This window comes from Streptomyces sp. NBC_01571 (assembly GCF_026339875.1).
Classification (GTDB): domain Bacteria; phylum Actinomycetota; class Actinomycetes; order Streptomycetales; family Streptomycetaceae; genus Streptomyces.
Map to the genome: position 1 here is coordinate 8,641,498 of NZ_JAPEPZ010000001.1, position 16,791 is coordinate 8,658,288.

A 16,791-nucleotide genomic window follows, 5' to 3' on the forward strand; every position below is an offset into this window, starting at 1 on the left:
CCGGTCGCGGGGTGGGAGTGGTCGTGTCGTTGGAGCCGCGGTCGTGGCCGGAGCCGGATCCCGTGGTGACGCGGGCGGTCCGGGCGAAGAACTACGGACGCGCGGTGCCGTTGCCGGTGGCGGTGCGCGACCGGCTCGGGGAACTGTTCCCGGACGAGGAGTTCGCGGCTGCATTCGGCAAGACGGGGCCGGCGGGTTGGTCTCCGGGGCGCCTGGCGTTGGTGACGGTGTTCCAGATGGCGGAGAACTTGACGGACCGCCAGGCCGCTGAGGCGGTGCGTGACCGGCTCTCGTGGGCCTACGCGTTGGGGCTGGGGCTGGAAGACACCGGCTTCGACTTCACCGTGCTGTCCCAGTTCCGCACTCGGGTAGTTGAGCACGGTCTGGAGGAGAAGGTCCTGGACCTGCTGCTGACCCGTCTGAAAGCGCAGGGTCTGGTCGGGGCCGGGGGCAAGCAGCGCACCGACTCCACCCGTATCGTCTCCGCGGTGCGGGACCTGAACCGCCTGGAGCTGGCGGGTGAGTCGGTACGCGCGGCAGTGGAGGCGTTGACGGTGGCGGCCCCGCACTGGGTCGCCGGCGTGCTGGACGTGCCCGGCTGGTCGCGTCGCTACGACACCCGCATCGACACCTGGCGCATGCCCTCCTCCGCCACCAAGCGCGACCAGCTCGCGCTGACCTACGCCCGCGACGGCCTCGCCCTGCTCAGCTCCGTCTACGATCCGCGCTCCGAACCCTGGCTGCGCGAGCTGCCCGCGGTGCAGACCCTGCGCACCGTGCTGCTGCAGAACTACACCCGCACCACCGCGCAGAACGGACGCGAGGCGGTGGCCCGCCGCACCAGGACCGAGGAGGGCGGCGACGGGCTGCCGCCCGGCCATCTGCGCATCGCTTCCCCCTACGACCTCGACGCCCGCTGGTCCGCCAAGCGCGACACCTTCTGGAACGGGTTCAAGCTGCATGTGAGTGAGAGCTGCACGGATGCGCCCGAGAAGGAGCGCACCGCCCCGAACCTGATCACGAACGTGGCCACCACCGCCTCCACCGTCCCCGACACCAAGGCCCTGGACGGCATCCACCAGCAGCTTCAGCGCCGCGGCCTGCCTCCGGGCGAGCACTACCTCGACTCCGGCTACCCCAGCGCCGAACTGATCGTGAAGTCCCGCAAGACCTACGGCATCACGCTGATCACCCCGGTTCTGCTCGACCAGTCCCGCCAGACCCGCGCCGCCCAGAGCTTCCAGGCCGACGCGTTCACCATCGACTGGAAGTACCAGCAGGTCACATGCCCCCAGGGACAGACCAGCTCCTCCTGGAGCCCGTGCACCCAGCACGGCCACCCGATGATCGTGGTCGCCTTCACCAAGCCGACCTGCGGCCCCTGCCCGGTCCGCGAGTTATGCACCACCAGCCGCCGGGGCTTCCGGCAGCTCACCTTGAACCCTCGCCCGCTGACCGAGGCCCTGCGCACCGCACGCGCCGAACAGGCCGACCGGGACTGGCAGGACGCATACGCCCTACGCGCCGGTGTCGAGGGCACCATGCGACAAGCGATCGCCGTCACCGACAGCCGCCGGGCCCGCTACCGCGGCCTGGCCAAGACCCACCTCGAGCACGTCCACAGCGCCGTCGCCCTCAACCTTATCCGCCTGAACGCCTGGTGGAACGGCAGGCCACTCGACCGCCGCCACACCAGCCACCTCGCCCGACTCGAACTCAGCCTCGCCGCGTAACCGAATGGGCAACAGGGTCGAGCGTTACGTCAAAGACCAGATCCGCCGGCCCCGCCCGGAGCTCGCCGGGCGCCTGGCGGACGCCGTCCGCGCCCGCTGGCAGCCCCGCGTCCGCGAGCAGGCCCGCCGACAGGCCGCCACCACTACGGGCATCGTCATCGACACCCGGGCCCGGTTCGGGTTCACCGCAGCCCCCGGCACCACCGACGACGCCCGGATCCGCCACCTCACCCTCGCCCTGCCACCCGCCTGGGCCGCCCGCCTCTTCGACGCCCAGGCTGCCGGCGCAGGCGAGAACGAGCTGCGCGCGATCACCGCCGAAGGCCTCGGGGAGACGTACTTCCGCGACGGCGGCCGCCGCGCCCAGGGCCTGATGGTGGAGTTCACCGACGTCGAACAGCTCGACTTCGACCTGTAGCAACCATCCGACCGGTCCCGGCCACCGGCTCACTGCTCTGGCCTACGAGGGTGTCTCGAGGAGCGGCAGGAGACGGGCGAGTGCCTGCTTGCAGTTTGCCGCCGTTCGCACCGGCGCCTCGTGTGCACCCAAAGGCGCGTCGGCAGGGAGCTGGGCCGACGCGTGGAAGGCCAACTCGTTGAGGGCGGCTTCCCGGGTTCCTGAGGGGAGGTCGAGCACGTCACGCTCATCGACACGGCAGCTGTAGATAGCTGCGGGGCTGATCATGGTGTGGTGTCGGCGAGATCGCTTCGGCCAGGCTCCAGCAGTTGACGTCCTCGAGCTCCATCAGCATGGCCCGAGCCATCCGCGCGAACGTCTCCCGGGTTTCGGAGCGGGCGAAACAGCCGGCCACCGAGGCCGGCAAACCCTCCAACGCGAGGTCGTGGCCTTCATGGTCCACCGTGACCGATGCGGCCGTCTCGTTCTGATGTCGTGTCAGTCCACGTCATGATCAAGGCGGCCGACCTCGCGCCCGCTGCCACCCCCGTCACACCGCTGACAAGCCGTGACGAACACCGACAGAGCTGTCTACAGCTGCCGTGCATGAACCACCTCAACTGATCCACACGTTTTGACAATTACTCGGCGGTTCGGGGCCGGCCTCTCATCTGGTCCAGGATGTAGTCCTCCACCGACATGGCTTGATGCTCTGCGGTGCCGGTGTCTGCGGGCGTGCCTGCGGGAGGGGCTGCGCGGGTGGCCGTGTGCGGGGGCGGGGGCGGGCCGTCGGCGGGCGGTGGGCCGGCCGTCCTTGTTGTGCTCTCCTCGCTCTCGTGTGTCGGGCCTGTGGCAGGGTGCGCGGCCGGCTTGTCGCCGAGGCCTTCGGGGTCCTGTCCGGCTGGCTCGTCGGCGTGCTCGCCGGGCCAGGTCGCCGCGTCGCGTGCCGGGTCCTGTTGCTGTTCTTGTTCCGGTGTGGTGATGCCGGGGCGGCTGGTCTCGGCGGCTGGCTGCTGCGCGGGCTGTGGGGTGGGGGCGCCTTGCGGGACGGAGCGGGGAGGGTCGCCTGCGGGGGTGGGGCGGGGCCGCTTTCGGACCGGTGGGGGCGAGGTGGGGGTGGGCGCGCGGCGGCGTCGGGCGGATTTGTCGGGCTGCGGAGGCGGGCCTGCGTCTTGTTGGGTTTCCTCGGCCTGCTGGTCCCGGCGCCGGCGCTGGCGCCGGGGCTGGTCGGTGCCGTCCTGGTGTGTGTGGCGTGGCTGGGCTTCCGGGTCAGGCCCGGTCCCGCTGCCGGAGGCGGTCGGTGCAGGGTTTTGCAGGAGTCTGCGACGGCCGTCATTGTCGGGTTCCGACAGGTGAATGCCGTGCTGTCGCAGCAGGGCGATATCGGCCTCCGTCAGCTTTCTTTGGCCGCGCAGCATATCATACAGAATTCTGCCGATGGGGACGGTGGAAGGGGTGTCGCTGCCAGGAACGGCAAGAACCGCCGTGTTTCGCGGTTTGGGGAGTGTATTGCTGCGGTCTTCGCTTCGCCAGTGCAGGAGACCGGCCACAAACTGTTCGATCGACCACGCATGTCGAAGTGTTTGGCCTGCCTGGCGGACAATCCTGTGGACGCCGTCCACTTCCTCCATGTGGATGTTGCGCTCTTCCAGTCCCTCGATCAGGTAGGGAGATGCGTATTTCACACCCACACTTATCAGTTTTTTTATTTTCGTACCAATGGGGACACGTTCGCACCTGCCGGTGTTCGGGATACGGACGCGCACCATGTCCTCCTTTGAGGGAATTTTGGTGCAGTTTTCTTCGTCGGGGTGTTGGCTGTCGCGCCACGCGTCGATGGCGGCCAGGATCAGTTCATCCGTCCACTTAATGTAGGTTTTGCGGTGCTCCATGCTGTCTTGTTGGGTTTCCTCGGCCTGCCGGCCCCGGCCCCGGGGCTGGTTCGATTTTGGTTGCTGGTGGGGGGTGGTGGGGTTGGTGGTGTGGGTGGTGTGCTGGTGGGGTGTGTCTTGTGTGGGTGGTTGGTGGGTGGTGGTGGGTGTGTCGGGTGGGGGTGGGGGGCCGGTGGTGGGGTGGGGTTGTGTGGGGGCTGGTTGTGGGGTGGTGGGGGTGGGGAGGGCGGGCATCCAGTGGTCGGCGTGGCGTATCAGGTGGAGTGGTTGGCCGTGGGTGGGGCCGAAGGTGAGGGGCCAGGTGGTGCCGTGGGGTTCGATCTGGAGGGTGTGGAGTCGGATGTTGTAGAGGTGGGCGGCGATCACCGGGGCGATGTCGCCGGAGACGTTGTTCCAGTGGCCGGGTGTGCGGAACTGTTCGGCGATGTTCTGCCAGTCTTCCGGCAGCGCTCCGTCCGCCCGTTGGGCGGTGAAGGAGTGGACCAGGTTCTGGAAGGACTGGTTCTGCTCGATCTCCTCGATGCTGGGCCGGGGCCAGCCGGTGTCGGTGTCCTGACCGGGGTCGGGGTCGGGGCGGAGGATGGCCAGGGCCGCTTCCCGGGCCTGGGTGTTGATGATGGTCGGCTGGACGGTCAGCCACCAGGGTTCCTGGTCGTCCTGCTGCTGTGGTGGAAGGGCCCGCGTCCGGAGCAGGGTGTCGTGGACCCGGTCCACCTCAGCGGCGAGCTGGGCGCGGATCACCGTCACGTTTTCGGGCAGGTGGGTGTGGCCTGCTGCCTGCCCGGCCGCGATCAGGGCGTGGAAGAAGCAGTCACCGTCCGGTGGTACCTGCCACACCGTCCATCCGCGCTCGTGCGCCGCTTGCTGTACCGACGAGTCGACTCTCGCCATCGCCCATATCGACCGCTGCTGCCGTTCCTGCTCGGCCGGGTTCCACCATTGTCCGTCGGGTAGATCTTGGACCGGCTCATCCGTCATCGGCACGACGCCGGTTGCGGTGGATGCAGCCGGTCCGGTGTCCTCCGGCCGGTCCGGCCCGACACGGTCGGCATGTGGGGCCGCCCCGCCGGTTTCCGCCGTCCCTGGCAGGAACGACTCACCGGTGTGTCCCCGCCAGTCCAGCCAGTCCGGCCCGTCCAGCTCGTCCAGCCAGGCCAGCGGGCCGGCCGCGGCTGCCGCCGTCGGCGGCTCGCCGGGCAGGAAGAGATCACCCAGCGCGAGGGGATCGAACATTCCGGCGGGCACGGCACTCCCCGGCCTCTCCACACCCGGTCCCGCCGGCGCATCGCCCACGCCGCTCGCCGGCCAGCTGCTGTCTGTGATCGGCGGGCCCGGGTGGTGTGAGGTGCTGGGGTCCGTGGGCGGGGCCGGCGTGTCCGTGTTCATGGGTGGTGCGGGCCGGGTGGAGGTGCCGGTCTCTGGCCGTGTGGCCGGCAGGCCGGGTGCGGGCTGGGCGTGTGGGGCGGGCGGGGCCGGCCTGTCCTGCCCGGCAACAGCAGCGGCGGCAGCGGCAGCAGCGGTGGTGGTGGTGGGGTCGCCCTGTGGGGCGGTCTGGCGGGAGCCTGCCGCCGCGCTGTCGCGGGGGCTCGGCTGCGGGCCCCCTTTCCCGCGTTTCGGGCGGCGTCCGTGATTTGAGCCGGGTGGCTGTTCACCTGTCTGTGCGTCGTCTGCTGGCCGTGGCCTTTTCCGGCTGGGGGGTGCGGGTGTTGTGGTTGTGGTGGGGTGGGTGGGGTGCTGGTGTGTGTCGGGTTGGTGGCTGGTGCCTGTATGGCGGGGGCTGGTTGTGTGGGTGGGGGTTGTTGTTCCGGGGTGGTCCCAGTACAGACGTGTACGCCTGGTTTTGGTGTCGGTTTCCCCGATATGCAGGCCGGCGGCCTGCAGTTGGGTGATCTCGTGGTCCGTCAGTCCTGTCAGTCCCTGATGGCGGGCCTGGAACAGCCATGTGCCGATGGGGATGTCTGCACCGCTGGTGGTGGCGGCGTTGTCCGTGGCGTTGTGTTCCCGGCCGGTGTCGCTCGCGTCGGTGAGGGTGATGTAGGTGCCGTCGGGGGGGATGGCGGTGCTGCGGTCCTCGCCCGCGGGGGCGGCGGCCCGCCAGGTGGCCAGGCCACGCAGGTAGACCTCCACACCCCACACCGGCACCACCGACCCTGCCTCGTCCGTGCGCCAGAGACGGCCGTCCTCTTCCATGGTGGGGATACCGCGCGCTCTCAGAGCACCCGCCAGCAAAGAACCACCCGGCTGCTCCAGCCCCTTCCGCCGCAGGTTGTCGAGCCAGAAGCCGATGGGGACGGGCCGTTCTCGGCCATCGGCACCCCGGAGGGACACGGAATCACGGAAGGGGGGGATGCCGGTGTTGTGCTTCCCGTGGGCGGCACGCCACGTGTCCAAAGCCTGCAGGTACTGCTCTACCGGCCGATAAATGTGGTGGCGCTGATCTGGGGTGGGCTTCAGTTTGTAGCGCGTCAGCGTAACGCCGCCCCTGTTTACCTCCCCTACCTTCTCGAGGGTCCAGCCGAGTGTCCGCAGCTTATTGGCCTCGTCCTCGGTCAGCCCCCTCCCTTTGCGCTGCAGGTCGTGCACCCAGCCGCCGATGCGGACGTGCACGACTTCGGCACCGGGAACGCGGAGGGACACGGAAGCTTCTTGTGGGGGCAGGAGGCGGCTGCGGTCCTGGCCGGCGGGGGCTTCCTTACGCCACTGCTCCAAAGCCTGCATGTACCGCTCGATCAGCGGACGAAGCCGTCCGGGAGCGACCTCGGGCGGTGTCTGCTCCGTGTCCGGGTCCAATCCGGGTGGTGCCGGCGTGCCGGGAAGGGAGGGCCAGTCGTGGTCGGCTGTCGGTTGCTCGGGATCTGTCGGCAGGGTCCTGGTGGACGGTTCCGCTTCGCCGGCGCGGGGCCCGGGGAACCAGCCGGGCATGTCTGGGAGGGTGGTTGCGTCACCGGTCGTGGTCCACCAGGGGGGCGGGGGTGTGTTGTTGTTTGCGGGCCAGGTCGTGGTGTCCGGGGCGGTCGGTGCCTGGTAGGTGGTGTCTTCCGGCAGGCCCGGGTGGTGTGAGGTGCTGGGGTCCGTGGGCGGGGCCGGCGTGTCCGTGTTCATGGGTGGTGCGGGCCGGGTGGAGGTGCCGGTGTCTGGCTGTGTGGCCGGCAGGCCGGGTGCGGGCTGGGCGTGTGGGGCGGGCGGGGCCGGCCTGTCCTGCCCGGCAACAGCAGCGGCAGCAGCGGCAGCGGTGGTGGTGGTGGGGTCGCCCTCCCGGGCGGTCTGGGGGGGCCTGCCGCCGCGCCCTCGCGGGGGCTCGGCTGCGGGCCTCCCTTTCCCGCGTTTCGCGTGGCGTCCGTGATTTGAGCCGGGTGGCTGTTCACCTGTCTGTGCGTCGTCTGCTGGCCGTGGCCTTTTCCGGCTGGGGGGTGCGGGTGTTGTGGTTGTGGTGGGGTGGGTGGGGTGTTGGTGTGTGTCGGGTTGGTGGCTGGTGCCCGTGTGGCGGGGGCTGGTTGTGTGGGTGGGGGTTGTTGTTCCGGGGTGGTTCCAGTACAGACGTGTGCGCCTGGTTTTGGTGTCGGTTTCCCCGATATGCAGGCCGGCGGCCTGCAGTTGGGTGATCTCGTGGTCCGTCAGTCCTGTCAGTCCCTGATGGCGGGCCTGGAACAGCCATGTGCCGATGGGGATGTCTGCACCGCTGGTGGTGGCGGCGTTGTCCGTGGCGTTGTGTTCCCAGTCGGTGTTGCTCGCGTCGGTGAGGGGGGTGGGGGTGGGGTCGGTGAGGGTGATGTAGGTGCCGTCGGGGGGGATGGCGGTGCTGCGGTCCTCGCCCGCGGGGGCGGCGGCCCGCCAGGTGGCCAGGCCACGCAGGTAGACCTCCACACCCCACACCGGCACCACCGACCCTGCCTCGTCCGTGCGCCGGAGGTGGCCGTTCTCTTCCTTGGTGGGGATACCGCGCGCTCTCAGAGCATCCGGCAGCAAAGAATCCCAATTCTTCAGCCCCCTCCGCCGCAGGTTGTCGAGCCAGATGCCGATGGGGACGGACTGTTCTCGGCCATCGGCACCCCGGACGTGCGCGGAATCACGGAAGGGGGGGATGCCGGTTTTGTGCTTCACGTGGGCGGCACGCCACGTGTCCAAAGCCTGCAGGTACTGCTCTACCGGCCGATAAATGTGGTGGTGCTGATCTGGGGTGGGCTTCAGTTTGTAGCGCGTCAGCGTAACGCCGCTCCTGTTTACCTCCCCTACCTTCTCGAGGGTCCAGCCGAGTGTCCGCAGCTTATTGGCCTCTCCCTCGGTCAGCCCCTTCCCGTTGCGCTGCAGGTTGTTCAGCCAGCCGCCGATGCGGACGTGCACGACTTCGGCGCCGGGACCGCGGAGGGGCACGGAAGCGTCTTTTGGGGGCAGGAGGCGGCTGCGGTCCTGGCCGGCGGGGGCTTCCTTACGCCACTGCTCCAAAGCCTGCATGTACTGGTCGAACGTCGGGTCAGTTTTCGTGTGCGGGCCTTGGTGGGGTGTGCGGGTGGGGCGGGCGTGTTTGCGTGTTTTGTGGTGGGTGGTGGTGTGGGCGGTGTTAGTGGTGGTGTGGGGGGGTGTTGGGTGGGTGGCGGGTTGGTTGTCGTGAGGGGCTGTGGCGTCGGCCAGTGCTGGGGCTGTGGCGTCGGCCAGTGCTGGGGTTGTGGCGTCGGCCAGTGCTGGGGCTGGGGCGTCGGCCAGTGCTGGGGCAGTGGTGGTGGTGGGGTGGGCGGGCATCCAGTGTTCGGGTCCGTTGCCGGTTGTGCGGACGAGGTGGTGTTCGGGTGCGTTTTCGGGGCCGAAGGTGAGGATCCAGGGGGCGTGGCCGGGGTGGATGTGGAGGGTGTGGAGCCGGATGTTGTAGTGGTGGGCGGCGAGGGCGGGGGCCAGGTCGCCGGCGACGGTGTCCCACTGGCCGGGGGTGAGCAGGCTGGTGATGACGTGCTGCCAGTCCTGCTGGTCGGGCCGGGTTTCGGCGTGGGCCTGGGAGAATTCGTTGGCGTACTGGGTGAATGCGTCTGTGCCCTGGGTGTGGCCGGCTTGGTGGGCGGCGTGGTCGGCCAGTGCGGTCAGGACCTGGGTTCGTGCGGCGGGCATCCAGGGGGCGAGGTGGGGGTGCTGAGGGTGTAGTCGCAGTTGTTGTTGGAGTGTTTCGGCGAGGGCGGCGCGTACGTCGGTGGTGTTCGCGGGCGGGCCGTCCGGTGCCTGCATGTCGCGTGCTGCGATCAGGGCGTGGAAGAAGCAGTCACCGTCTGCCGGGACCGGGTACACGGTCAGGTGGCGGTTTGCGGCCTGGTCTGTCACGTATTGGGGGACCTTGGGCGGCGTCTGCTCCGTGCCCGGGTCCTGTGGTGGGCCCCACTGGTCCGCCATGCCGGCCGGTATTCGGTCACCGGTCTCGTCCGGGCCGTACGCGACGTCCCCGCCGGTCCAGCCGGTCCAGCCGTCCGCGACGTCCTGGCCGGTCCAGCCGGTCCAGCCGGTCCAGCCGGTCCGGCTGTCCGCGACGTCCGCGACGTCCTGGCCGGTCCAGCCGGTCCAGCCGGTCCGGCTGTCCGCGACGTCCGCGACGTCCGCGACGTCCTGGCCGGTCCGGCCGTACGCGAGGAAGCCCTCGTTGTCTCCGGGGTCCCGGGTTGTGGTGGTGGGCTGGGGGTGTGCCGGGGGTGTCCTGGTGGAGGGTTCGGTTTCGCCGGTGGGCCAGTCGAGCAATGCCAGGAAGTCGGCGGGCAGGCCGGAGAGGGGCCGGGTGAACTCGTCGAGCGCGGGGGGGGGCGGTTGGGTGGGCCGGTCGGGCAGGGGTGTGTCGCTGGTCGTGGTCGGGTCGGGTTCGGGGCTGGTTGTGGTGTGGGGGGCGGGTGGTGTGTGTGGTGGGTGGGGGTGGTGGGGGTTTTGCGGCTCGGCCGGTGGGTGGGCGGGGGGGTGTGCCGGGGGTGTCCTGGTGGAGGGTTCGGTTTCGCCGGTGGGCCAGTCGAGCAATGCCAGGAAGTCGGCGGGCAGGCCGGAGAGGGGTCGGGTGAACTCGTCGAGCGCGGGGGCGGGGGCGGTTGGGTGGGCCGGTCGGGCAGGGGTGTGTCGCTGGTCGTGGTCGGGTCGGGTTCGGGGCTGGTTGTGGTGTGGGGGGCGGGTGGTGTGTGTGGTGGGTGGGGGTGGTGGGGGTTTTGCGGCTCGGCCGGTGGGTGGGCGGGGGGGTGGGGGGTGTCGAGCATTGCCGTGAGTGTGTGGGTTTGGGGCCGGTGGCGGGCGGTGAGGACGGCGATGGTGCGGTCGATGGCTGTCCGGCGGGCTGTGTCCGGGGCCGAGGGGTCGTCTGGGCGGGTCTGGGCGTCGGCCTGCGCCTGGTAGGTCAGGTAGGTGGTCCAGGCCTCGTCTTGGGTGACGGTTTCTCGTATGTCCGGGGGGAGGGAGCGGAACACGGCCTGGAGGGGTTCGTTGTCGGGTGTGGTGCTGGTTGTTTGTCCGGGTGTGCCGGCTGTGTGGAGGTGTCGGGGGGGTCGGGTTGTGGTGTTGTCGGCGCCGCCGAGGAGTCTGGTTTTTTCGCCGGTGAGGAGGATCTGTGCGAGGTGTTGTCCTCGTTCGCGTTGGGTGACGGGCCAGGGCTGTTTGGGCAGGTTGCGGTCGGCCTCGCGGATGGCGTCGGCGGTGGGCAGGTCCTTGGTGGGGTGGGGGGCGAGGTAGCGGAATTCGCGCCGGACTTCCTCGATCAGGAACCGGTCGTCCTGGTGTGCCGGAGCAGTGCCGGGGGAGCCGGCCGTCCCCGTCCGGGTGGGTGTTTCGGTGGCGGGGGGTGTGGAGCCGGGTGCGGGGGTGGGCGTCCGGGTGGGTGTTTGGGTGGCGGGGGGTGTGGGGGTGGGCGCCGTTGCGGGCCGGGTGGGGGCTGTCGGGGTCTGGGTGGGTGGGCCGGGGGGGAGGCCGGTGTGGATCCATCGGGCGACGGCTTCGGCCTGGTGGCCGGGTGACATGGTGTGCCAGGCGGGGTCGAGGGGGTAGTCGCGGACGAGTTTCGGTGCGGGGGGCAGGTCGTGTGCCGGGTGGCCGAGGGCGGCGAGTTCGGCCCTGACGGTGCGCTCCAGCCGGTCCGCGGCGTCACGGTCGTCTGCCGCCCTGGTCCGTCCGGGTGCGCCGGGGGCGGTGCCGAGGGGGAGGTCGGTGCCGGTGAGGATCTTGTGGGCGAGGGCGGTGGCCTGGTCTGCGAGGGGCTGGGTGTGCCAGTGGTCGGCGAGGTGGTCGTAGGCGTGCGCGAAGGTTTCGGTCTTCCGCGACATCCCCGGGTGCTGTGCCCGGTGGAGCTCGATTGCGGCCAGTACCCGCAGCCGGCTCGCCCGGCGCGGGTCGTGGGCGGTGAGTTCCTGCCACCGGCTGGCCGGGAAGGGGTTGGTGCCGGTGGCGATCAGGTGGGCGAGGGCGGTCGCACGGCGCTGCACGGGCTGGGAGTCCCAGGCCGGGCCGAGGTCGTCGTAGTGCTGGGCCACGGCGGCCGAGAGCGGGCCGGTCACCGTGTGTCCCAGGCGGTGGAGTTCACCGTGGACGTGGACCTGCAGCAGGCTCGCGTCGAGGGGGGAGGCTGCTGCCAGTTCCCTCCACCGGCTCCGCCCGGCGGTGGCCTGGGCTGCGCCGGCTGCGGCAGGTGCGGCGGCTGCGGCCGTGCCGGTCCGGGCCGTGCCTGACTCGGCCGTGCCGGTCCGGGCCGTGCCTGACTCGGCCGTGCCGGTCCGGGTCGTGCCTGACTCGGCCGTGCCGGTCCGGGTCGTGCCTGACTCGGTCGTGTTGTTTCGGGTGGAGGGGGTGGGGTGGGTGGCCTGGGCTTGTGACTGGGTTCTGGTGGGTGTGCCGGCCATGACGGCGTAGGCGTCCTCGGCGGCATGGTCGGCCGGGTGGTCCTGGGACGGTGTGGCCGTCGCCTGCCGGGTCCCGTCCCCGGCCGCGCCGGTTGTGTGGTCGGCGGTCCCGGTCCTGCGGGTGTCCCTGGCGTCCGCCCGCGGGGGCCGCTGCCCCGTCCCTTCCGCGGTCCGCTCCGTCGTTGGCTCCGCGGCCCCGTCCGCGGCCCCGTCCGCGGCCCCGTCCGCGGTCCCGTCCGCGGCCTGGTCCGCGGTCCGTTCCGCGGCCTGGTCCGTGGTCCGTTCCGCGGCCTGGTCCGTGGTCCGTTGCGCAGTCCCGTCCGCGGTCCCGTCCGTGGTCTGGTCCGTGGTCTGGTCCGTGGTCCGGTCCGTGGTTGGTTGCGTGGTCCGTTCCGTGGCCCGTTGCGTGGTCCGGTCCGCGGTCCGTTGCGTGGTCCGTTGCGTGGTCAGGGCGGGGTGGGAGGTGGTGGGCAGGGGGGGGTGGGAGGTGGTGGGCAGGGGGGGTGCGGGGGTGCGGGCCGGGTCGGTGGCGGGACGGGTGCCTGTGTTTGTGGTGGGGTCGCTTTCCGTGGTGGGGCGGGGGTTGTCCGGTGTGCTGGTGGGGTCGTTGTCCGTGGTGGGGCGGGGGTTGTCCGGTGTGCCGGCGGGGGTGGTGGTGGGGCGGGGTGTGGGTGGGGGGGTGGTGCGTGCGGTGGTGAGGGTGTGGTGGAAGGTGTTTTCGTGGCGGGTTTCGTGGCGGAGCCAGGCGGTGAGTTCGTTGTCGTCGGTGCGGGGGAGGGTGGGGTCGGTGTCGGTCTGGATGCGGTCGTGGACGCGCAGGGTGTCCTCGCGGAATTCTTCTGCGAGGCGTTCCAGGGCGGGTTCGTCGATGTGGTAGTGGTGGGCGGGGCTGTCGGGGTGGCCGGTCAGGGTGTGGAAGTCCTGGCCGGCTTGTTCCATGAGTGTCTGGCGCTCGGCTTCGTGGATCATGCGCCGGGACAGGCCGGCGTGCAGGGCGTCCAGGCTGTCCTGGAAGGGGCGGGCCGGGGTGGTGTCGCCGGCCGCGGGCACGCGGGGGCCGGCGGGTCGTGGGGGGCGGCGGTAGTCGGTGTGGGCCGGGTGGCTGAACCAGTCGGTGTCGACGGCGTGTTCGACGTCTTTGTCGAAGACGCGGGCGAGCCGTTCGCGTCCGGCTTCGCCCAGGGGTGCTCCGTGGGCGGGACTGTCCTCGAAGGTGTCTGCCGCACGGTGGAAGAGGTCGCGTGCCTGTTCCAGGCGTTCGTGGCGGACCCGGGCGTGTTCCAGACGTTCCAGCAGCAGCCGCCGGCCGGTCGCTTCCTGCAGATGCTGCTGCCAGTGGCCGGTGAAGTGGCGTGTGTCGCCGTGGTGTTCACGCAGGACGGTGTGCGCGGTGCGCAGATCGTCGGCCAGGTCCGCGCGGGCCCGTTGCAGCACCGGACCCGGGATCTCGACTCCGGTCTCCTTGACCTGCCCGGCCAGGGTGTCGAACACGTCCAGGCCCTGCGCGATGTGCCGTTCCCGCATGCCGAGGTGATGGATCTGTGCCGGCAGCTGTTCATACAGGCGGGCGATGAGCGCCTGTGCCTCCTGACGCGCCTGGAGGTGCTCAGGCGTGTCCGGGCCACCGGAGATCCGGCCGAGTGCGGTGACCGCCTGCCGGTGTACGGCCTCGAGCCTCTCACGCAACTGATCCACCGCCACCCGCTCCTGCGGCAGGGCTTGCCGCGTCTGCGGTTCTTGCGGCAGCCGTTCCTGCCCGGCCAGGTCCCCGCGGCGGCCGGAGCCTTCACGCCCGGCGGGGACGGGATCACCGTGAACCCGGTCACCGCCGCTCAGGTAGCGGCCGCCGAACAGGTCCTGGCGGCGGTAGTCGGCCACCGCCCGCTCGAACCGCTCCCCGAACACCTGCCCATGGCGCTGGTGCTGGGACAGCTGCTCCCACATCCGCGGCAGCACGGTCTCCGCTTCGGCCAGCACCTGCCGCTGCTGCGCGGGCGTGACCCGGCCGCCTGTCTGCCCGGCCAGCTCCTCCAGCCGGGCCCGTACATGAGCGTGGTAGACCTCCAGGAACTGCCCGTGAGCCGTGTCACCGGCGGGCAGGTACCGGCCCGCGAACACATCCGCGCGTACGAACTCCTCCCGCGCCCTGTCCAGCCGCCCGCCCGACAGATGTTCCGCCGCGGCCAGCCGGTCGTGGAACGCCGCGTCCCGCTGCTGCCGGAACTCCTCCCACCGCGCCGACGGACCCCCTGCCCCGCCCCGGCCGCCGTCGGCACCCGCAGACGAGGGCGGGCCGCCGGGAACGGCACCCGCATACGAAGGCGGGCTGTCAAGAACGGCATCCGCGTACGAGGGCAGACCGGCGTGCCCGCCCGCCGGGTGAGTGACACTGCCACCCGCATGCACAGGCAGCCCGTCGTGCCCGCCGGCCGGGTGCACGCCGGCCGTTTCCGTCACCCGGCCCCCCTCCGGACCAGCCGCCCGCGCACCCGCCCGCGGGGCGGTGTGCGCGTCTGTCTGCGGGGTGGTGTGCGGGCCGGTGTGCGCGTCTGCCCGCGCACCCGTCTGCGTACCCGTGTGCGGGCCGGCCGTGTGCGGGCGGGCCGTTTCCGTCACCCGGCCCCCCTCCGGACCAGCCGCCCGCGCACCCGCCCGCGGGGTGGTGTGCGCGTCTGTCTGCGGGGTGGTGTGCGGGGTGGTGTGCGGGGTGGTGTGCGCGTCTGTCTGCGGGGTGGTGTGCGGGGTGGTGTGCGCGTCTGCCCGCGCACCCGTCTGCGTACCCGTGTGCGGGGCGGCCGTGTGCGGGGCGGCCGGGTGCGGGCGGGCCGTTTCCGTCGCCCGGCTTCCCTCCGGACCAGCCGCCCGCGCACCCGGGTGCGGGGCGGTGTGCGCGTCTGCCCGCGCACCCGTCTGCGTACCTGTGTGCGGGGCGGTGTGCGCGTCTGTGGTCGTGTGGCGGCCGGCAGGGGTCTCACCGGCACCGGTGACGGTGCCGGTGACGTTGGTGCCGGTGCTGGTGCTGGTGCTGGTGCTGGTGCTGGTGCTGGTGCTGGTGCCGGTGACGCTGGTGGTGGTGCTGGTGGTGCTGGTGGTGGTGTCTGTGTCTGCTTGTGGGGGTGTACCGGTGAGGCCGGCCGGCTTGGTCGTGGCCGGTTTGTGTTCGTGGGGTCCGGGGCGGTAGTAGGAGGGCAGGCCGTCGGAGAGGGTCGTGGTGGTGCGCCGGGGGGTGAAGGAGAAGGTGCCGGCGGGCCGTGTCAGGGGATGGTGTGGGCCGGGCAGCGCGTTCACACCCCCCGCACCCGCACCCGCACCCGCACCCGCACCCGGGCCGGTGCCGGTGCTGGTGCCGGTGCCGGTGGTGGTGGTGGTGGTGGTGGAGACGGTGGGGGGTTTGCCCAGGCCGAGGGCGGAACGCAGTTTCCAGCCGGCTTTGCCGCCCAGGTGGGCGCCGGCGTGGCCGAGGAGGGCGCCGAGGGCGCCGGAGGTGAACGTGGCCAGGGAGGTGGTGAACTCGCCCAGGGTGATGGCGTTGTAGGTGCCCTCGGCCAGGTTCATCGCGCCGCCCCACAGGGCGGCCTCTCCTGCCAGCGCGGTGATCTTGTGGCCGAAGTCGGGGGCGAATGCCCGGGCCACGTCCCGGGAGAACACCCCCCGCAGCACCGCGGCCTCGGCGGGCAGGGTGTGCAGCGCCGCCGTGAGTGCCGCCTCCATGTGCGTGGTGCCGAAGGACCGGGTGAACGCCCGTGTCCAGCCCTCGCCCAGCTCCCGTGCCGCACCCGCCGTCATCAACTGGCCCAGATGCTGCTCGAACAGGTCCCCGACACCGATGGACACCGCTGTGACACCGTCACCGCGGCCCTCGCGCAGCGCCCGCGCCAGGCGCGCGGTGCGCTGGGCGAGGTCCTCGCCCCAGTCCCTGACCGCGGAGCGCACGTCCGGACCCGCTCCGGCCGCCGGTTCCCGGCCCGCGGCCCTGCCCGGTTCCCGGCCCGCGGCGGTGTGCGGCGGCGCATCCAGCGCGGCGTCGACCGCTCCCCGCAGTGTGGCGGCCGCGTCCCGCCCGAACGCCTTGCCCAGCAGCCCCCCCAGCGCACCGCCCACGAACGGCACGAACGCGCTGAACACTCCCTGCAGCGCCCCGAACCCCACCGCCTGTTTCAGCAGCTGGCCGGAGTCCTCCAGGGTGTAGCCCTGCTCCTGGGTCAGCCACTTCGCGAACTCGTGGGTCGCCGCCGCCAGCCCGACGTTCAGCACCTCCTGCGCGGCCAGCCCCGCCAGGAACCGGAAGATCACACTGCGCAGGATCGCCCGGTAGGTGGCGCGCAGCACCGCCTGCTCGGCCAGCGCGCCGAACGGGTTCCACACCGCCATCGCCATGACCAGCGACCACTCCACCAGGAACAGGTTGAGCTGGATGACGGTCATGTTCTTGTAATACGCCGCGTCCGCCCGGGTCTTCTCCCCGTACCGGGCCAGCTGCTCGGCGGTGTCGGTCAAAGCCTTGATCCGGTCCGCCCCGGCCCCCGTGCCGAACGTGGCCATCGCCGCCGCGTACGCCTGGCTCCAGGAGCCCTCGACCGCGCCCTGGACGGAGTGCGACACCTGCGCGATCAGGTCCTGCAGCTCCCGCAGGTCCCGCTGCAGCTCCACATGCGGTTCCACCACACGCTGCCGCATCGCAGCCTCGTCGAGATCAGGCCACTCCATCCCGGTGAGGAACTTCAGCAGGTTCCCCAGCGGCGAGCCCGGCGACAGATCCACTACCCACCCACCCCGCACACCCCTGTCCGTACCGCGGCACGTCCGCCGTCACCGGCCACCGGCCCACCCGCTGCCCCGGCACACGCACACCACACTCCACACTCTGCACACGTAAACACCCGCCCGGAGGGTTCACCCACCGGGCCGGACATCAGGTGATGCCTCTGGCC

General features: G+C 71.3%; 2 protein-coding genes and 1 pseudogene. 2 read left to right on the forward strand and 1 reads right to left on the reverse strand.

Annotation, left to right across the window (positions count from 1 at the left end; genetic code table 11):
• The first annotated feature begins 23 nt into the window (after positions 1-23).
• Both OHB41_RS38765 and tpg read left to right on the forward strand, forming a co-directional pair.
• Positions 24-1,733 (forward strand): IS1182 family transposase, encoded by a 1,710-nt coding sequence (locus OHB41_RS38765; protein WP_266697308.1) that lies wholly within the window; start codon positions 24-26, stop codon positions 1,731-1,733.
• A gap of 16 nt (positions 1,734-1,749) precedes the next feature.
• Positions 1,750-2,151, forward strand: a pseudogene (tpg, locus tag OHB41_RS38770) (telomere-protecting terminal protein Tpg); the annotation flags it as partial.
• A gap of 7,171 nt (positions 2,152-9,322) precedes the next feature.
• Here the strand turns inward: tpg and OHB41_RS38775 are convergent.
• A complete protein-coding gene (locus OHB41_RS38775) occupies positions 9,323-16,621 on the reverse strand; it encodes a hypothetical protein (protein ID WP_266704096.1) in 7,299 nt (2,432 codons plus the stop codon).
• Positions 16,622-16,791 lie beyond the last annotated feature (170 nt).